The sequence below is a fragment of the Rossellomorea sp. LjRoot5 genome, from assembly GCF_964253455.1.
In the GTDB taxonomy this organism is placed as follows: Bacteria; Bacillota; Bacilli; order Bacillales; family Bacillaceae_B; genus Rossellomorea.
Window position 1 is genome coordinate 2,124,113 of the sequence record NZ_CAXUQN020000001.1, and the last position, 16,875, is coordinate 2,140,987.

The window sequence follows — 16,875 nt, forward strand, 5'->3', positions numbered from 1 at the left end:
TTCGGGAGGTATACATAATTAGTGAAAGTGACCATTGGGGAAGTTCTTCAATGGTCATTTTTGCGTTGGGAAGGGGAAATAGATAATTTTGTCGAAAGTGTAAATATCAATAAAGCAAGGGAGTCGTTCAAATGGAAAGTGAGAATAAATATCTATCAGCCATTCTCCCCTTAAAAAAGAGGGAAGAAACCCAAAACCGCTGGCTGTTTCATCGCCTTAATACCCTGTTACCTGCTTTAATGAAAAAACACAAGGTAGACATGTGGATCACAGCAGGGAGGGAATATAATGAAGATCCTGTCCTGAAGAGCCTTTACCCAACATCAGTTGACGGTTCGAGAAGATTGACCATCCTTGTATTTTATTTGGATCAGGAGCATCTGAAAAAATGGGTTTTGCATCCCAATCCGAATTTTGAGCCGTTTTATGAAAGAGCATGGAATCCGGAAGAGTGTGATCAATGGGAATGCCTTAAACGTCTTGTGGATGAGCACAATCCTGATACGATTGCACTGAATTATTCTTCGACATTTGCCGCAGCGGATGGTTTGAGTCATTCCTGTTATCAGCAGCTAAGCATGCTGTTAGACGAGCACTCTCATAAATTTGTATCTGCTCAACATGTCATTGTGGATTGGCTATCGATTAGAACCACCAAGGAATTAGTGGCATACCCTGCGATAGCCGAGCTTGGCAGGATGATTGCGGAAGAAGCGTTATCCCGGAGAGTGATTCATCCTGGAATCACCACTACAGAAGATGTTGTTGACTGGATACGCCAACGGGTGTTGGACGCAGGTATGGAAACCTCCTTTTATCCTACGGTGGATTTGCAAAGAAAGGGTTCTGTGATGGATCGATTAGAGGGAGAGATTATTCGTTTTGGAGATATCGTGCATTTGGATTTTGGTATTCGATATCTGGGCCTCGCAACGGATACCCAGCAGCTTGCATATGTCCTTCATCCAGGTGAGGAGGAAGCTCCTGAGGGACTTCAATCTGCATTACAAACCGCTTTAAGGTTCGAGGATATCATAACCGGGGAAATGAAAGTCGGAAGAACGGGGAATGAAGTGTTTCACAGAGCGATGAAAAAGGCAAGAGAGGAAGAAATCGAGGCGATGCTGTATTCTCATCCATTAGGGAATCATTGTCATGAGGCCGGTGCCATAATCGGCCTATACGATCAACAAAATGATATCCCCATCAAAGGCGATCTGCCCCTCACAGCCAATACATGTTATGCACTGGAATTTAACATACAACAATATATTCCTGAGTGGGATCAAGTCATCCCCATATATCTGGAGGAGCCGGTTGCTTTCATCCAGCATCGACTGGAGTATATGGCAAAAAGGCAAATCGCGTATTATCTGATCTAATCATTTTCCCTTACTGGATATAAGACTGATTACACGCAATGATTATGATCAGTCTTATATGCCCCTGCCTAATAATGATTATAATAAAAGGCTCTTTTCGTAAACTTTGTTGTTAGTAAGGTAGCGAGTAGTGGTTGATTTCCGCTTGAATAGAAAAATGCTGTCTCATTCGTTTTTTACTGGTAAGCTCTGTCACGCTATCTCATTTAGATGGGGAGGGGAACGGCGCAGACTCCCTCGGGAAAACGGACGAGCCAAGACCCCGCAGCGAATGCGAGGAGGCTTGGCCGTTCGTCCGCCGGAAAGCGAAGCTGTTCCCCTCACAATCTATCCATACACTCATAGACAGAGCCTCAGTAGTTCTTATGTTAGAATACAACATTCTTTACGAAAAAAGCTTTTAAAAAAAATGTGATTCACCTCTTGACTTAATACCTAGTAGGGTATATTATAGTGGATGTAGCAAGAAAACAACAAGCCAACAGGAGGTGTCTTGATGGAATACAATGCACAAATTATGAATCGAATAAAACGTGTGGAAGGGCAGCTCCGTGGGGTTGTAAGAATGATGGAGCAAGGGGAAGATTGTAAAGACGTCATCACGCAGCTTTCCGCAGCTAAAACAGCTCTTGATCGATCCGTAGGTTTAATTGTTAGTATGAATCTTGTTGAGTGCGTCAGGGACTCACATGAAACAGGAGAAAGTACAGAAGAACTTGTGAAAGAGGCAGTGAATTTATTAGTGAAAAGTCGATAACTAAAAGGTTGACATCTTTTTTTATATCATATAATATACCCATATGGGTATTAGAACAAAAGGAGGAAACACACATGAACGCAGATAAAGTATTAGATGCAAAGGGACTTGCTTGTCCAATGCCAATCGTGAAAACCCGAAAGGCTATTAAAGAAATTGAATCCGGTCAAATCCTGGAGGTTCAAACAACGGATAAAGGTGCAAAAAGTGACCTTACAGCATGGGCTAAATCGACAGGACATGAATTACTCGATTCGAAAGAAGAAAATGATGTATTTACATTTTGGATAAAAAAAGGCTAAATTTTTTTAAAGGGGAAATATTCCCCTTGTAATAAATAGGAGGGAACACAATGTCAGAGAGAAAAACAACCAATATCATTCTATTTAGCGGAGATTACGATAAAGCGATGGCAGCCTATATCATTGCCAACGGTGCTGCTGCATATGATCATGAAGTAACGATCTTCCATACGTTTTGGGGATTGAATGCTTTGAGAAAAGAAGAAATGGTACCCGTTAAAAAAGGGTTCATGGAAAAAATGTTTGGGAAAATGATGCCTCGTGGAGCTGATAAAATGGGGTTATCAAACATGAACTTTATGGGCATGGGTCCAAAAATGATCAAAGGTGTCATGAAAAAGCATAATGCCATGCCGCTGCCTGATTTAATCGACATGGCTAGAGAGCAGGAAATCAAATTGGTTGCGTGTACCATGACCATGGATCTGTTGGGGTTACACAAAGATGAATTATTAGAAGAAATCGAATACGCTGGAGTAGCAGCTTATTTAGCAGATGCCGAGAATGGAAATGTAAATCTATTCATCTAAATTTTTTTGAAAATAAATATACCCTATGAGGTAATTGGAGGTTTTTATATGAACAGTATTGAATCAAACTTCGTATTAGATGCAAAGGGACTTGCTTGTCCTATGCCAATCGTAAAAACAAAGAAAGCAATGAATGGTCTGGAAGCAGGGCAGGTGATTGAAATTCAAGCGACAGACAAGGGATCCAAGGCAGATCTTCAAGCATGGGCAAAGAGTTCTGGACATGATTATCTAGGCACCATCGAAGAAGGGGACGTCCTTAAGCATTTCGTCCGAAAATCAAGTGGTGAAGAGACAGTTGAGCGTAAACATGAGGCTGTTATCGACAACACCACATTAGCAGGCAAATTAAGCGATGAAAATGTGATCGTTCTGGATGTCCGTGAAAAAGCGGAATATGCCTTCAATCATATTCCGGGTGCTGTTTCGATTCCTCTTGGGGAACTTGAAACCCGTATGAATGAATTGAATAAAGACAAAGAAGTTTATGTTGTATGCCGTACAGGAAACAGAAGTGACATGGCGGCTCAATTATTAAATGAAAAAGGGTTTACGAATGTAATCAATGTGGTTCCAGGTATGAGCGATTGGTCTGGAGACTCAGAGTCGGATATTAAATAAATCATTTTCAGGAGGGATAAATAATGGCGGTGAAACCAATGAATTCAAAAGAAGTAGCACAAAAAGTAATGAAAAAGGAAGAATTATTCATCTTAGACGTTCGTAATGTGGATGCATTTGAAGATTGGAAAATCGAAGGTGAAAACGTCGATTACTTGAATATTCCTTATTTCGACCTTTTAGACGGGGTGGAAGAAATCTTGGATAAGCTACCTGAAGATAAAGATATTCTTGTCGTCTGTGCTAAAGAAGGCTCTTCCATCATGGTTGCAGAAATGCTTTCAGATGAGGGGAAGGACGTTTCTTATCTGGAGGGTGGTATGAAGGCTTGGAGTGAACATTTAGAGCCGGTTAAGGTAGGGGACTTATCGAATGGTGGAGAGCTTTATCAATTTGTGCGTCTGGGTAAAGGCTGTCTGTCCTATATGGTCGTATCAAATGGTGAAGCCGCGATCGTGGACGCCACCCGTATGGCCGATGTGTTCATCGACTTCGCTGAAGAAAAGAATGTAAAGGTCACAAATGTATTCGATACTCACTTACATGCGGATCATATTTCAGGTGGCCGGACCATTGCAGAAAGAACGGGAGCAACGTATTGGTTACCATCTAAAGATGCTGAAGAGGTTACATTTGAATATGCGGCACTGGAAGATGGAAATAAAGTCCAGGTTGGGAACACAACCATCGATATCAATGCTTTATACTCACCAGGGCATACAATCGGTTCTACATCATTCGTAATTGATGAGAAATATCTATTATCAGGTGACATTTTATTTATTGATAGTATCGGACGCCCTGATCTTGCCGGAAAAGCAGAAGATTGGGTAGGGGACTTGAGAGAGAGTCTGTACAAACGCTACAAAGATCTTTCCATGGATCTGACCGTTTTACCCGCTCACTTTATGATTATTGATGAATTAAATGAAGACGGTTCTGTAGGTGAGAAACTTGGCACATTATATGCCAAGAATCATGGACTGAACATTGAGAGCGAAGATGAATTCAGAAGTCTTGTTTCTGAAAATCTGCCTCCACAACCGAATGCTTATCAGGAAATACGTGAAACCAATATGGGAAAAGTGACGCCAGATGAAGAAAAGCAGCGTGAGATGGAAATCGGACCAAATCGCTGTGCTGTTCGATAATATACGGTAATTATATAAATCATTTCAATGGGAACTTGCATTGGCGGTTCCCATTTTACTAGAAGAGGAGGGCTCGCAATGGACTTAGCATTTATCATAACGATTTTTCTGATTGGCTTTGTCGGTTCTTATATTTCAGGAATGGTTGGAATCGGAGGAAGTATCATTAAATATCCAATGCTCTTATATATACCGCCTTTGTTGGGAGTAGCTACATTTTCCGCTCATGAGGTTTCGGGCATCAGTGCTGTTCAAGTGTTCTTTGCAACGCTTGGCGGAGTATGGGCCTACCGGAAAGGGGGCTACCTGAATAAATCACTCATTACCTATATGGGTGTAAGCATCTTAATTGGTAGTTTCATTGGTGGATATGGCTCGAAATTCATGAGTGAAGCGGGAATCAACATAGTGTATGGTATTCTTGCTCTCATTGCAGCCATCATGATGTTCATTCCTAAAAAAGGGATAGATGATGTGAAGCTGGAAGATGTATCTTTTAATAAATGGCTCGCTGCCATACTTGCCCTCATCGTGGGTGTAGGTGCAGGTATTGTTGGTGCAGCAGGTGCCTTTCTATTAGTTCCGATCATGCTTGTCGTGCTGAAAATACCGACCAGAATGACGATTGCTTCCTCTCTTGCCATTACGTTGATTTCTTCCATCGGCTCAACTGTTGGAAAAATCACGACCGGGCAAGTGGATTACCTGCCAGCCTTGATCATGGTAGTAGCAAGTCTGATTGCCTCTCCACTCGGAGCGATGGCAGGAAAGAAAATGAATACCAAGATTCTTCAAATGATTTTAGCGATATTAATTCTGGGAACAGCGATTAAAATATGGATTGATATCTTATAATAAGCTGCTTAGCACTATGAATCATGACCCTTCTCCCATTAAGAAGGATTGTGGTACATAGAGCTAAGCATTTTTTTGTGGTAGTGTATCAAGTAGGCCTTGTAACTTTCTAAGGTCTCTTTCGTCTAATGAATAGATAGAAATAAGACTCTAGATGGATGAACATATCCATGGGGACCAGTACAATATATAAATGGATGTGTTAAGATTTATCCATCATGAAAATAAGGGAGAATACACATGAAAAAGCTTATAGGAATCATCTTACTATGTTCATTAATGGTTAGCGGACTTCAACCGGCATCGGCCGCAGATAATGATAAAGCAAGCATTAATGAAAAATTCGGACTGCCCATCGTTGTATATGGAGAAACACTCTCCAGCCAGCAAAAAAAAGAGGTTCAAAAACAATTGGGTATGGATGAGGGAACTGAAGTGGAGGAGTTTACGGCCACGGGTGAAGACCTAGTGAAATATATTGACGGAGAAAACAGGAACGCCCGCATGTTTTCTTCAGCCATGATCACTCGTAAGGAAAAGGGTGAAGGATTGAAGGTGAATATTGTGACACCTGAGAACATTACGGAAGTTACCAGTTCCATGTATTCCAATGCGCTTTTAACAGCAGGTGTTGAAAATGCAGTAGTGGATGTTGCCTCTCCGGTAAAGGTTAGCGGTCATTCTGCATTAGTGGGTATTTATAAAGCGTATGATGTGAGTGGAGAGAAGCTTGATACCGTTCGAATGGAAGTGGCCAATGAGGAGTTATCCGTTGCAACCGAACTGGCGAAAGAATCGGGCATTGATAAGGAAGAAGTCAGTAAACTGTTAACCGAGATCAAGAAGGAAATTGCCGAACAAGATCCTGCGACAAAAGAGGAAGTCGAGAAGATCGTTGAAGAAAAGCTTCAATCTTTGAACATTGAATTAAGTCCAGAGGATCGTCAGTTATTGATTGATCTATTTGAAAAAATGAGATCCCTTGATATTAATTTTGACAATGTCCAACAACAGCTGGATGATTTAACGAAGGATATTCAAACGACGATTAAGGATATTGTGAACGATGAAGGGTTCGGACAGAAAGTGTCGGATTTCTTCACCGGGTTAATAGAGGCTATTAAAAATTTCTTTAAATCCATCAAAAATTTATTAGGATAAGCCAATAATAAAAGACTGAGTCACTCTGACTCAGTCTTTTATAATTCAAGTAATGGAAACATTAGATAAACAGTCGTTCCATTGCCTTCTTCACTCTCAATGGAAAAGGAACCTTTATGCTTGTGCATGATTTCCTTGGCGATGGATATACCGAGCCCATATCCGCCGGTGTTTCTTGTCCTCGACAGATCAGATCTGAAGAATCGTTCTCCTATTTGTGATAGTGAGTCTCCCGGGATTCCAATCCCATCATCCTTTATCTTCACTACGGCCATACCATCTTTCTCATAGGAGTGGATGGAGATAGAGGTTCTTTCCGGGGAATATTTCAGGGCATTGTCCAGAATATTGTAAAATACCTGCATCACCCGGTTTGGATCCCCGTTAATGATGGATTCCTCATTTAAAGTATGTTTAATTTCTATATGCTTCAATTCTGCTTGAGGGCGGATCAAGGTTAAAGAGTCCATAATGAATTGGGAGAGCACCATCGGTTCAATATCCAATGAGAAAGCAGCATCTTCCAACTTATTCAATTCAAGTAGCTCTGTAATTAATTTCTGCATCCGGACAGACTCTTTTTGAATCAGGTGTAAGCTTTTTTCTATTTCCTCCGGGTTTGTTTGAACCCGGTCAGTCAACGCTTTTGCATAACCACCGATGTACGTGAGGGGGGTCCTTAGTTCATGGGCGACATTGGAAAGGAATTGCCTTTTTCGATCCTCCTGGTGTTGTAGACTATCAACCATACTGTTGAATGTCAGTGCCAGTTCAGCCATTTCATCTTTAGTGGTGACCTCCAGACGCTCCGTAAAGTTTCCGTTGGCCACTTGATTAGAGAACCTTTGCATTTCCCTGACAGGCTTGAACAAGGAGTCCAATGAAGACTGAATGATCAAGAATAGCACGAAATAAAACATCACCCCTGCCAGTATTAAGATGGGGATGCCTTTGCTGAAGACTTCTGTCATTTCAGCAAGAGGGATATAAATGAACAAATATCCCTTTAACTTATCTTCATTCATAAGAGGAAAGACGGCTCCTATCACTTTCCGTTTGAACTCGTCGACATATCCTTCTTTCATCACATGATTGCCGCTTGCGAGTTCTTTAATGTCTTTACTATTGATGAGGGGCTGTTGATCAATTAGAAAAGGGAAGCTCTTTCCTAGTTGATCAAGGTTTTCAACCACCGATACTTCATAGGGTGAGATGACGTTATACCAAAGAATCTTGTCTTTGATATTTCCGCTAACATCCCCATAATGATAGTGGGCTGCGGTCCTCTGCCCCTGGTAAAGAAGAGAATCCTTCACGGTACCTATATAAAGGTCTTTGTAGAGGTAATGAATGAAAAGAAAGGAAAAGACAATCGTTAAAAATAAGCTGCTTAACAACAGGATTGAAACTTTTTTACTGAGAGTAAGGTTTATGTTTTTCAAAGAGATCCCTCGAATTTATAACCAAGTCCCCAGACCGTTTCAATCATCTGCCCGTAATGTTTTAATTTCAGCCGTAATGTTTTTATATGGGTATCAACCGTCCGGTCACTTCCCTCGTAGTCTCTTCCCCATACTTGATCGAGAAGCTGATCCCTTTTATACACTCGTCCTTGATTCCGTGCGAGAAATAAGAAAAGTTCATATTCCTTTAAAGTCAACCGGGGAGTAAGATCACCTACAGACACGGTCCTGGATGCTAAATTAAATGAAACCGGCCCAAACCTTTCGACCATGGAACGTGTCTGTACGCCATATGATCTTCTTAGAATGGTTTCAATGCGTGCCACAAGTTCATCAGCGTTGAAGGGTTTAACCATATAATCATCGCTACCAAGTTTAAGACCCTTTACCTTGTCCAGGTCATCCCCCTTGGCAGATAGGAAAATGAAGGGGATTTGACTGTTCTCCCTTACTTCTTCAAGTAATCGGAAACCATCCATGAACGGCATCATAATATCCACGATCATCAGATCGACATGTGTTTTATTCAATTGATCAAGAGCAGCCAAACCGTTTTCGGCTTCTATACAGAAATAATTCTCCTTGTTTAAATACAATGTGATCAGCTGTCTCATTTCCGGTTCATCATCTACTATCAGTACATTCCATTTTTTCATCATCTTCACACCCTGCCTTATGACGTAGAAATTGCATCAAATTTCATTATAGATAAAAATAGTGAATTATTTGTGAGATTTTAGGTTTTTTCGATTTGTATGTTTTCCATCATTTTAACATGGAAAACAGAGAGGTTGAACTTTTGCCGCTTTGTCCTATACTTTTACGAAAACAGGGACATTCGCCCTTCCCCTTTTTCCTTTTCATAATAGGCTAATAAAGAGGAGTGACGAACATGTATGAGAGGAGTACCATATACAGAAAGAATTTAATACCCTTTTTTAATTCAGGCTCTTTCCCTAACCTTGGGAACGGAGGGGATTATCTTAATGGAGCACAGGGATATGGTCCTGTGGGAGCTCAAAACACACCCTATATTCAAGGACCTTATGCCACACCGCAAGTTTACGGTCCACAGGGCTATCCGCCACCAGGATACCCGCAGGCAGGCTTTGGTCCTGGCGCCTATGGTCCGGCAGGTGGTTATGGGTATGGTATAAACCCCATCGGAGCAGGATTGATTGGACTGGGCTTAGGCTTTCTCGGGGGTCAGCTCGTGAACACCCCGTTTAAAGGTCCACATAAACGCTACTATTATTATTTGTAAAGTGATCAAACCGACTCATCTTATTGAGCCGGTTTTTTAATGTTGTCGTTTCAAGTTTACAACGTAAAATAACATGTGATATCTTTCTTGACAATATACCTACAGGGGTATAACATAGACATAGAAAGTAATTGGACAATCTTATCAAGAAATGAGGTGCTTATGTTGGGATTTTTCGGATTAATCATGTTAGTTATACTTATTTATGTGTATGTATTGATCAAGAAACCAGGTAAAAATATCAAGCAAATGTCTGCAAGTGAATTGAAAACGACTTTAGGAGATAAGAAGAGGCAATTCATTGATGTCCGTTCGCCAGGGGAATTCAATCACGGTCATATTAAACAATTTAAAAATATGCCGTTACAATCGTTACATCAAACTGCTGACACTCTAAACAAAGACAAAGAAATCATTGTCATTTGTCAAAGTGGTATGAGAAGTGCAAATGCATGCAAAATTCTTAAAAAGAAAGGATTCACCTCTGTAACGAACGTTAAGGGGGGAATGAATTCCTGGTCCCGTTAGTTTGATGAAAACCATTTATGAAAGTGAGGAATTTTATATGAAAACGATCCTGAGCAATGAAGTAAACCGGAGATTATCGGCTGGGGAACACGTTAATATCATCGATGTACGTGAGCCGGCTGAAGTGATGAATGGGAAAATCCCTACGAGTACCAATATTCCTTTAGGACTGCTGGAATTTCGTATGAATGAATTGGATAAGAAAAAAGATTACATCATAGTCTGTCAATCAGGAGGCAGAAGCAGCCGTGCCGTTAAGTTTCTTGCTTATCATGGCTATGAGGTCACCAACATGGAAGGCGGCATGCTTGCCTGGGAAGGTAAAGTTGAGTAAGCCTCTTTCTCGATTCCTTATATTACGATTTTCTCGAAATTGAATACCCCTACAGGTTTAAAGGTTGGATTTTAGGATAATGTAAATACGAAGAGAAAATAATAAATATAAGGGAGGAAATATGGTATGACAACTTCAGTAAAAAATTTGACAGCAGGGGATCTTACCCAAAAAATCATGAATGGAGACAGAATGTTCATTCTGGATGTTCGTCCCAAAGACGCATTTGACGATTGGAAAGTGGAAGGGAAAAACGTTACGATCATCAATAAACCCTTTTCAGAGTTGAAGGATAATCTAGAATCGGTTCAATCCATTTTACCAGACAATGAATCCATTTATGTCATTTGCGCAAAAGGGAATTCTTCGACTAAAATAGCTGAGATGCTTGCTGGTGCAGGAATGAATAATATCTATTCTGTTGAAGGCGGTATGCAGGCATGGAGCGAATACCTTGAGCCTGTTAAAATCGGTGATGTGGCTGGGGGTGTCCTTTATCAATTCATACGGATAGGGAAAGGATGCTTATCTTATGCGATTGTATCCAAAGGCGAAGTTGCGTTCATTGATTCCAGTCGCCTGATAGAGCCTTATAAGAAGTTCATTCAAAATCACAATTTAACAGTAAAAGCAGTACTGGATACTCATCTCCATGCAGATCACATTTCCGGTGGACGATCCTTAAGTAACGAATTTGAAGCACCATATTATTTGCCACCGAAAGATGCCGGAGAAGTCCAGTACACCTATGAAGAAGTCAAGGATGAAACAGGCATCAAGGTGGGGGATACAGTGATCGAAGCAGTCTACTCACCAGGTCATACGATCGGAAGTACCTCTTTTATTGTCGACCGGCATTACTTACTCACGGGGGACATCCTATTTATTGATTCCATTGGGAGACCTGATTTAGCCGGTAAAGCAGAGGACTGGGTAGGGGACTTACGGGAAACATTGTATTCAAGGTATAAAAACCTTAACGATGACTTAATTGTCTTGCCAGCTCACTATATGACGATAGATGAAATGAATGATGACGGGTCAATCTCACATCGTCTGAGTGACTTGTATGAAGAGAATCATGGTTTGAACATTGAGGATGAAGAGGAGTTCAGAAAAACAGTAACAGAAAATCTCCCTCCACAACCAAACAGCTATGAAAAAATCCGTGAAACGAATATGGGTAAAATCAATCCTGATGAAGATGAAAAGCGTGAAATGGAAACAGGCCCAAATAGATGTGCCGTGCGCTGATGAGATTCATACGTAGTAAGTAAAAAAGGCAACATCCCAGATTAATGGGATGTTTGCCTGCAATGGTAGAATTGAGGACGTGAACATCGTGAATGAAATAAATGAATCAAAGTATATACAGCAGCACCTGGCCAATGAACGGACGTTCCTGGCATGGATCCGTACAGCCATTGCCATAATCGGAATTGGTTTTTTAACGACAAGTTTACATTTCAATTCCCTTCAGGGGAACCCTGTTCAAGACCGGATTGCCGCCGGAATAAGTGTAGTTTCGATTTTCATCGGGTTTGCCATCATCATTGGTTCTACCATAAATTATTACAGAACAAGAAGACATATCAATACACAAACATTCGTGTCTGCAGATGTCTTCATCAAAATGATGACAGTAGTGGCTACCATCGTTCTTTTACTTGTGACTGTTTACTTCTTTTCATTAAATTAAAAAAAGCTGAACGCAAAAGGATTAAATCCCTGCGTTCAGCTTTTTTAATCTTGTTTTTGTTCATTATAGTATTGAACGGATGTCATGGCTCCTTCACTTACCATGGAGTTGTCTTCTATATTTGAAGGATCCGGGTTTCCGCCTTTTTCAACGGGTAGATCTTCTTTTCTTCTCTTTTTAAACTTCGTAACCAATCCTTCTTTCACGTTGTGCAGCTGATTACGTTTTTCTTTCGATGATAGAATCCATCCAAGTGAACCAGCCGTCACAGTTGCACCAACAAGTAATGTTTTATTTACTTTCATAATCATTCTCCTCCATTCAAGTGATTCGTTTATTTAATATGTTCTTTGTATTCCCGACGCACATGAATTTAAACATGGAGGAGGGATGCCAAAATAATGAAGGAGTGGACAATCCACTCAATATGGATGAAAATAAACATGGATGGTAGACAAAGAGAGGGTGGATGGAATGAAAAGATTGACGAAAGAGACCGTCATCGGATTTATTGGAACAGGAGTAATGGGGAAAAGTATGGCTGGTCATATTCTGGAGGCAGGTTTTCCACTGGTTGTCTATAACCGTACGAAACATAAAGCCTCGGATCTCATAGATCGTGGCGCGAAATGGGCTGACACACCAAAGGAGCTTGCTGAAGCTTCAGATCTCGTTATCACTATCGTAGGGTACCCTTCAGATGTTGAAGAAATATATCTTGGGGAGAACGGCATACTTCCCTATTTAAAACAGGGTTCGATTGCCATTGATATGACCACTTCTTCTCCGGCTCTGGCAGATGCAATCTTTAAATCGGGTAAGGAGAAAGGGATTTCGACATTGGATGCTCCCGTTTCGGGAGGGGATATCGGAGCTAAAGAGGCCAGGCTTTCGATTATGGTCGGAGGAGAAGAAAATACGTTCAATCTGGCAAAACCACTTTTAGAACTCCTGGGATCGAATGTAGTCTATCAAGGAAAACCAGGAGCGGGTCAGCATACAAAGATGTGTAACCAAATCACCATTGCTTCGAACATGATGGGAGTTAGTGAAGCATTACTTTACGCGAAGAAATCCGGTTTGAATCCAGAAAATGTACTGAAAAGCATTACATCAGGGGCAGCGGGCAGCTGGTCCCTCAGTAACCTGGTTCCACGCATGATCGAGCAAGATTATGCTCCAGGATTCTACGTTAAACATTTTATCAAGGACCTTAAGATTGCCCTGCATTCTGCTAAAGAGATGGAACTCCGGACACCCGGTCTGGAACTGGCCCTGTCATTATACGAGCAACTCGCAGCAGAAGGCGAAGAAAACAGTGGCACTCAAGCATTAATTAAATTATTGGAAGATTAACATCTAAGACTCCCTTTGAATGGGAGTTTTTTAATAAGAGCGTGAAGTTCTGGTTCCCAATTCTCACATAATTCTCTTGAGACAGGGGAAGGATAAAGGGGGAATGTTAAAAATTCGAAAGAATGGTGAATCTCTTGAAAAAAAATTCAATCAGGCAATTTTCCAGGTTGATATATACAATGGGTACCATGATGACCGTGGTTGCCTTTTTTGTCTCATATGTCCAAACGAAAACAATCATTAAAGCGATAAAGAAATATAGTCCATACAATTAAGGTTATCGGTTGCAATATGTTCTGATTCCTTAGACAATAATCCTGTACTTATATAAGGAGGGATTCTATTGAAGTTAGTAGGAAAAAAAATCATTCAATTGGTCAGTGCCGACTTCGAAGACTTGGAGCTGTGGTATCCGGTACTGCGTTTGCGGGAAGAGGGGGCGACGGTCCACATTGTCGGTGAAAAGGCCAATGAGGAGTACATCGGGAAATATGGAGTGCCGATTGTTTCTGAATACGCATTTAAAGACATAAACCCCGAAGACTATGATGCCATTCTTGTTCCGGGAGGCTGGTCCCCCGATAAACTTCGTCGGTATGAAGAGGTCATTGCCATGGTGAAATCCATGGACGAACGTAAGAAACCGATAGGCCAAATCTGCCATGCCGGGTGGGTGTTGATTTCAGCCAAGATCCTTCAGGGGGTAAAAGTCACAAGCACACCCGGAATAAAGGACGACATGGAAAATGCAGGGGCTATTTGGATAAATGAGCCGGTGGTGACAGACGGACATATCGTTTCCAGCCGAAGACCACCTGATCTGCCTGATTATATGAGAGAATTCATTGACGTGCTGGCTAAATGATGAAAAACGGACTGGCCCGTTACCTGAGGACCAGTCCGTTTTTTCTTTATATCTTCTTGTCTCTCTTATTTCGATCATTCACCCTTTCGAAAAAGGTCTGTTTCACAGATTGATGAGTGGTGATGGCAGCCCCCGTTGCGATAAATCCGTTTGCGATCCCGTTAAAGTCAAACCCGAGCGTCCATCCGCTCGCCCCGACACCAACCAATAAAAGTATCCAGATGATGAGCCAGTCCGGGATATGGGGGGTCCTCTTTAGAGCATACCCGAGCACCCATAACACGGGAACGAGCACGGTGACTTGAGGATCAATGGAAATGCCGCTTAATAAGTTTTCAATCATATGGTCCACTCCCTATAATGATAAATGACTTCTATATAGCTTATTCACAACACCGGGAGCTTAATGACAACCAGTTTGGCTGTACGGTAAAATAAAAACGATAGGGTGCAGGCTAACCTTTAAAGTGACATGGGAAATGTTCAATGATATTATATTGATTGACCTATAATAATAAAGGAGCTGTTAAATATGGCGAAAAAAGGATACATACAATTTCAGACAGGTGAAAAAATTGAATTTGATTTATTTCCAACTGAAGCACCTGGAACAGTGGCAAACTTTGAAAAATTAGCAAACGAAGGTTTTTACAACGGTTTAAGCTTTCACCGTGTCATCCCTGGTTTTGTAAGCCAAGGTGGATGCCCTAACGGTAACGGGATGGGTGGCCCTGGTTACACAATCAAATGTGAAACAGAAGGAAATCCACATAAGCATGAAGAAGGTTCATTATCTATGGCCCATGCGGGTAAAGATACAGGAGGCAGCCAATTCTTCATCGTACATGCGCCACAGCCTCACCTAAACGGCGTTCATACTGTATTCGGAAAAGTAACTTCAGGGATCGACATCGCCAAATCAATGAAAAACGGCGACGTAATGGAGAAAGTCGAAGTATTTGACGCTTAATTGAGGGACGGTCCTTCGTTCGTTCGCATCTTTTTGAATTAATCATCTCACCTTGAAGAAAAACAACAGTTGAATTAATTTAATTGATGTTGTATCATACTAATACAGGCTGCGTTGTACGTAATCATAACGAAGTTTTAACCTTTAAACTGTAATAGGGAGTTTTATATCGAAGTTGGAATGTCAAGCCTCCACGATTTGAGGACGACAGGAAACCTTCTGCAAACACCCACTTTGAGGAGTGGTGGTTTAAAACTTTCTTATATCAAATTACGGCAACTGTGGCTCATAACATTAGTATCTCAAGTCAGTTCCCAATCGGGGGCTGGCTTTTTATTTTTAAGACTACTTCATTAAGTGCCGGTTTTACCATTTTAAGAAGCTCAAACCAAAAAAGACTGAATCCAAAATATGAATTCAGTCCCTGTATTAATCTATCGAGGCCCCTCCCGTCCGTACATGGTTAAGTGTCCCGCAACAAGCGAATGTTCGGGAGAGGCAAATTAAGTGTATCATGCATGAAATGAATGTGCAAAGTGGTTTACTTTAATACACCTGCATCTGTTAAATAACGGTCTATGTCATGAAAGTCATTTACTTTAATAAATGGGGTGCAGCGTTCCTCAAGGATACCCTGTAATGCCTCCATGGCAAAGGTGACATCCGCCACGTCAGCAGGGTGGCTGTCCGGCTCGCTATCACCAGCGAAGTAAATCGTATCATACTCTTCTTTCAGCTCAGCAATCACTTTGGATTTGTCAATCCCATAACGCTCTGAGTAATGGGGATGAGCAGGGTCGATATTCATATGTACATTCTTTTCCTGATAATAGCCTTCATTTGAGAATACTTTCACATCGGTGATACCGTGTTTTTGAAGGATATGGTCGATATAATAATCCGTCCCCGCACTGAGGATATAGAAATCTCCCCCTTGAGCCTGGACTTTCCGGATGAAGGCAGTGACGTGTTCATCGATTTCCAATGAATGGATATCCTCTATGATTTGAGTCTCGTCCTGATGAATCGATGAAAAGACGGTAGTCAAAAAATCGATGTCCTTCATTTCGCCTGCCTTCCATTTGGTAAATAATGCAGCTCCTTCATGAAAATATTTCTCCATGACGAGATGGTAAAAATCCTTTTTAGAAATGGTCCCATCAAAGTCTGAAACAAATGCCCATTTTTTCACAGCTTTTCCTCCTAACTAATGTAGTAGATTGTATCATGAATAAGAAGGGGAAAAAAGGAATAAGATTTATCATAATGAAATTATGTAAACTAAAATCAAAGATTAAAAATCACCCTGCATCAAGCAAGGTGACAGGACACTACTTTTTCATACTTTTTACAAATTCTTTTAATATTTCAGGCGTACGTTTTACCTCTTGAATGGTGCCTGTAAAAGTGGACTTTTTATATTCGATATCACTTTGGATCTCTCCCTGGGTTTCCTGAAGCTGAGTTGTCTCTGAAGTGATTTTGTCCATCCTCGATTGAATATTGGCTACCGTTTGATTCATTTCATTCACAATGGGACGTGTGGTCTTGACGGTCCTCATCAATGCTACCCCAAGCATAATCAGGGCAATGACAAATAAGGCAATGCTTGCATATACGATCCACATATTGATTTC

At 41.1% G+C, this 16,875-nt stretch carries 22 protein-coding genes and 1 other RNA gene; 17 read left to right on the forward strand and 6 right to left on the reverse strand.

All coding sequences use genetic code 11. The features are described 5' to 3' along the window. Positions 1-131: 131 nt before the first annotated feature. From ACSQ2E_RS10915 to ACSQ2E_RS10950, 8 genes are all read left to right on the forward strand, one after another. Positions 132-1,382, forward strand: a complete 1,251-nt coding sequence (locus ACSQ2E_RS10915; RefSeq protein WP_435990553.1) for a M24 family metallopeptidase — start codon at positions 132-134, stop codon at positions 1,380-1,382. Positions 1,383-1,878: 496 nt separating this feature from the next. Next, complete coding sequence (locus tag ACSQ2E_RS10920; RefSeq protein WP_435990554.1) at positions 1,879-2,139, forward strand: metal-sensitive transcriptional regulator; 261 nt, start codon at positions 1,879-1,881, stop codon at positions 2,137-2,139. A 74-nt stretch (positions 2,140-2,213) separates the two neighbouring features. Beyond that, on the forward strand, positions 2,214-2,441 hold the full coding sequence (locus ACSQ2E_RS10925; RefSeq protein ID WP_435990555.1) for a sulfurtransferase TusA family protein: 228 nt from the start codon (positions 2,214-2,216) through the stop codon (positions 2,439-2,441). A 50-nt stretch (positions 2,442-2,491) separates the two neighbouring features. Further along, complete coding sequence (locus ACSQ2E_RS10930; RefSeq protein ID WP_034759048.1) at positions 2,492-2,971, forward strand: DsrE/DsrF/DrsH-like family protein; 480 nt, start codon at positions 2,492-2,494, stop codon at positions 2,969-2,971. Between the two features lie 48 nt (positions 2,972-3,019). After that, positions 3,020-3,592 (forward strand): sulfurtransferase TusA family protein, encoded by a 573-nt coding sequence (locus tag ACSQ2E_RS10935; RefSeq protein ID WP_435990556.1) that lies wholly within the window; start codon positions 3,020-3,022, stop codon positions 3,590-3,592. A gap of 23 nt (positions 3,593-3,615) precedes the next feature. Beyond that, positions 3,616-4,743, forward strand: coding sequence for an MBL fold metallo-hydrolase (locus tag ACSQ2E_RS10940; RefSeq protein WP_435990557.1), 1,128 nt, complete (start codon positions 3,616-3,618; stop codon positions 4,741-4,743). Positions 4,744-4,821: 78 nt separating this feature from the next. Next, positions 4,822-5,598 carry a sulfite exporter TauE/SafE family protein gene (locus ACSQ2E_RS10945; protein ID WP_435990558.1) on the forward strand — a complete coding sequence of 259 codons (777 nt, stop codon included), beginning with the start codon at positions 4,822-4,824 and terminating at the stop codon, positions 5,596-5,598. 240 nt (positions 5,599-5,838) lie between these two features. Continuing rightward, positions 5,839-6,759 carry a DUF1002 domain-containing protein gene (locus ACSQ2E_RS10950; protein ID WP_435990559.1) on the forward strand — a complete coding sequence of 307 codons (921 nt, stop codon included), beginning with the start codon at positions 5,839-5,841 and terminating at the stop codon, positions 6,757-6,759. 38 nt (positions 6,760-6,797) lie between these two features. On the opposite strand, the gene ACSQ2E_RS10955 is transcribed toward ACSQ2E_RS10950, so the two are convergent. Together ACSQ2E_RS10955 and ACSQ2E_RS10960 are read right to left on the reverse strand one after the other, a co-directional pair. Further along, positions 6,798-8,201, reverse strand: coding sequence for a sensor histidine kinase (locus tag ACSQ2E_RS10955; RefSeq protein ID WP_435990560.1), 1,404 nt, complete (start codon positions 8,199-8,201; stop codon positions 6,798-6,800). Then, complete coding sequence (locus ACSQ2E_RS10960; protein WP_435990561.1) at positions 8,198-8,881, reverse strand: response regulator transcription factor; 684 nt, start codon at positions 8,879-8,881, stop codon at positions 8,198-8,200. The genes ACSQ2E_RS10955 and ACSQ2E_RS10960 overlap by 4 nt, the downstream gene beginning before the upstream one ends. A gap of 233 nt (positions 8,882-9,114) precedes the next feature. Between ACSQ2E_RS10960 and ACSQ2E_RS10965 the strand changes: the two genes are divergently transcribed. The 5 genes from ACSQ2E_RS10965 to ACSQ2E_RS10985 all read left to right on the forward strand — a co-directional run bounded on the left by ACSQ2E_RS10965 (position 9,115) and on the right by ACSQ2E_RS10985 (position 12,047). Next, positions 9,115-9,486 (forward strand): hypothetical protein, encoded by a 372-nt coding sequence (locus ACSQ2E_RS10965; RefSeq protein WP_435990562.1) that lies wholly within the window; start codon positions 9,115-9,117, stop codon positions 9,484-9,486. 162 nt (positions 9,487-9,648) lie between these two features. Then, complete coding sequence (locus ACSQ2E_RS10970; protein ID WP_435990563.1) at positions 9,649-10,014, forward strand: rhodanese-like domain-containing protein; 366 nt, start codon at positions 9,649-9,651, stop codon at positions 10,012-10,014. A gap of 37 nt (positions 10,015-10,051) precedes the next feature. Next, positions 10,052-10,348: a rhodanese-like domain-containing protein gene (locus ACSQ2E_RS10975; RefSeq protein WP_435990564.1), complete on the forward strand. Its 297-nt coding sequence runs from the start codon at positions 10,052-10,054 to the stop codon at positions 10,346-10,348. A gap of 126 nt (positions 10,349-10,474) precedes the next feature. After that, entirely contained in the window at positions 10,475-11,602 is a 1,128-nt protein-coding gene (locus ACSQ2E_RS10980; RefSeq protein ID WP_435990565.1) for an MBL fold metallo-hydrolase, read from the forward strand. 88 nt (positions 11,603-11,690) lie between these two features. After that, entirely contained in the window at positions 11,691-12,047 is a 357-nt protein-coding gene (locus ACSQ2E_RS10985) for a YidH family protein (protein ID WP_435990566.1), read from the forward strand. 44 nt (positions 12,048-12,091) lie between these two features. On the opposite strand, the gene ACSQ2E_RS10990 is transcribed toward ACSQ2E_RS10985, so the two are convergent. Continuing rightward, a complete protein-coding gene (locus ACSQ2E_RS10990; protein WP_261750763.1) occupies positions 12,092-12,352 on the reverse strand; it encodes a hypothetical protein in 261 nt (86 codons plus the stop codon). 169 nt (positions 12,353-12,521) lie between these two features. On the opposite strand from ACSQ2E_RS10990, the gene ACSQ2E_RS10995 reads away from it, so the two are divergent. Together ACSQ2E_RS10995 and ACSQ2E_RS11000 are read left to right on the forward strand one after the other, a co-directional pair. Beyond that, positions 12,522-13,403, forward strand: coding sequence for an NAD(P)-dependent oxidoreductase (locus tag ACSQ2E_RS10995; protein WP_435990567.1), 882 nt, complete (start codon positions 12,522-12,524; stop codon positions 13,401-13,403). 343 nt (positions 13,404-13,746) lie between these two features. Next, the gene (locus ACSQ2E_RS11000; protein ID WP_435990568.1) at positions 13,747-14,268 is read left to right on the forward strand and encodes a type 1 glutamine amidotransferase domain-containing protein; all 522 of its coding nucleotides are present in this window, start codon (positions 13,747-13,749) and stop codon (positions 14,266-14,268) included. Between the two features lie 46 nt (positions 14,269-14,314). On the opposite strand, the gene ACSQ2E_RS11005 is transcribed toward ACSQ2E_RS11000, so the two are convergent. Continuing rightward, complete coding sequence (locus tag ACSQ2E_RS11005; RefSeq protein WP_435990569.1) at positions 14,315-14,611, reverse strand: phage holin family protein; 297 nt, start codon at positions 14,609-14,611, stop codon at positions 14,315-14,317. Between the two features lie 189 nt (positions 14,612-14,800). Between ACSQ2E_RS11005 and ACSQ2E_RS11010 the strand changes: the two genes are divergently transcribed. Together ACSQ2E_RS11010 and ssrS are read left to right on the forward strand one after the other, a co-directional pair. Beyond that, the gene (locus tag ACSQ2E_RS11010; protein WP_435990570.1) at positions 14,801-15,238 is read left to right on the forward strand and encodes a peptidylprolyl isomerase; all 438 of its coding nucleotides are present in this window, start codon (positions 14,801-14,803) and stop codon (positions 15,236-15,238) included. 103 nt (positions 15,239-15,341) lie between these two features. Continuing rightward, a non-coding RNA gene (ssrS, locus tag ACSQ2E_RS11015) (6S RNA) lies at positions 15,342-15,530 on the forward strand. Positions 15,531-15,779: 249 nt separating this feature from the next. Here the strand turns inward: ssrS and ACSQ2E_RS11020 are convergent. Both ACSQ2E_RS11020 and ACSQ2E_RS11025 read right to left on the reverse strand, forming a co-directional pair. Next, positions 15,780-16,430, reverse strand: a complete 651-nt coding sequence (locus ACSQ2E_RS11020; RefSeq protein ID WP_435990571.1) for an MtnX-like HAD-IB family phosphatase — start codon at positions 16,428-16,430, stop codon at positions 15,780-15,782. A gap of 139 nt (positions 16,431-16,569) precedes the next feature. Continuing rightward, the gene (locus tag ACSQ2E_RS11025; protein WP_435990572.1) at positions 16,570-16,866 is read right to left on the reverse strand and encodes a DUF948 domain-containing protein; all 297 of its coding nucleotides are present in this window, start codon (positions 16,864-16,866) and stop codon (positions 16,570-16,572) included. Positions 16,867-16,875: the final 9 nt, after the last annotated feature.

What these genes read in the sequence shown, in the direction of transcription:
- ACSQ2E_RS10990 (WP_261750763.1), bottom strand. Translation starts at nt 12,352, where the DNA reads ATGAAAGTAAATAAAACATTACTTGTTGGTGCAACTGTGACGGCTGGT.
- ACSQ2E_RS10920 (WP_435990554.1), top strand. Translation starts at nt 1,879, where the DNA reads ATGGAATACAATGCACAAATTATGAATCGAATAAAACGTGTGGAAGGG.
- ACSQ2E_RS10960 (WP_435990561.1), bottom strand. Translation starts at nt 8,881, where the DNA reads ATGATGAAAAAATGGAATGTACTGATAGTAGATGATGAACCGGAAATG.
- ACSQ2E_RS10925 (WP_435990555.1), top strand. Translation starts at nt 2,214, where the DNA reads ATGAACGCAGATAAAGTATTAGATGCAAAGGGACTTGCTTGTCCAATG.
- ACSQ2E_RS10980 (WP_435990565.1), top strand. Translation starts at nt 10,475, where the DNA reads ATGACAACTTCAGTAAAAAATTTGACAGCAGGGGATCTTACCCAAAAA.
- ACSQ2E_RS10970 (WP_435990563.1), top strand. Translation starts at nt 9,649, where the DNA reads ATGTTGGGATTTTTCGGATTAATCATGTTAGTTATACTTATTTATGTG.
- ACSQ2E_RS10965 (WP_435990562.1), top strand. Translation starts at nt 9,115, where the DNA reads ATGTATGAGAGGAGTACCATATACAGAAAGAATTTAATACCCTTTTTT.
- ACSQ2E_RS11005 (WP_435990569.1), bottom strand. Translation starts at nt 14,611, where the DNA reads ATGATTGAAAACTTATTAAGCGGCATTTCCATTGATCCTCAAGTCACC.
- ACSQ2E_RS10950 (WP_435990559.1), top strand. Translation starts at nt 5,839, where the DNA reads ATGAAAAAGCTTATAGGAATCATCTTACTATGTTCATTAATGGTTAGC.
- ACSQ2E_RS10995 (WP_435990567.1), top strand. Translation starts at nt 12,522, where the DNA reads ATGAAAAGATTGACGAAAGAGACCGTCATCGGATTTATTGGAACAGGA.
- ACSQ2E_RS10975 (WP_435990564.1), top strand. Translation starts at nt 10,052, where the DNA reads ATGAAAACGATCCTGAGCAATGAAGTAAACCGGAGATTATCGGCTGGG.
- ACSQ2E_RS10935 (WP_435990556.1), top strand. Translation starts at nt 3,020, where the DNA reads ATGAACAGTATTGAATCAAACTTCGTATTAGATGCAAAGGGACTTGCT.
- ACSQ2E_RS11025 (WP_435990572.1), bottom strand. Translation starts at nt 16,866, where the DNA reads ATGTGGATCGTATATGCAAGCATTGCCTTATTTGTCATTGCCCTGATT.
- ACSQ2E_RS11010 (WP_435990570.1), top strand. Translation starts at nt 14,801, where the DNA reads ATGGCGAAAAAAGGATACATACAATTTCAGACAGGTGAAAAAATTGAA.
- ACSQ2E_RS10915 (WP_435990553.1), top strand. Translation starts at nt 132, where the DNA reads ATGGAAAGTGAGAATAAATATCTATCAGCCATTCTCCCCTTAAAAAAG.
- ACSQ2E_RS10940 (WP_435990557.1), top strand. Translation starts at nt 3,616, where the DNA reads ATGGCGGTGAAACCAATGAATTCAAAAGAAGTAGCACAAAAAGTAATG.
- ACSQ2E_RS10945 (WP_435990558.1), top strand. Translation starts at nt 4,822, where the DNA reads ATGGACTTAGCATTTATCATAACGATTTTTCTGATTGGCTTTGTCGGT.
- ACSQ2E_RS10930 (WP_034759048.1), top strand. Translation starts at nt 2,492, where the DNA reads ATGTCAGAGAGAAAAACAACCAATATCATTCTATTTAGCGGAGATTAC.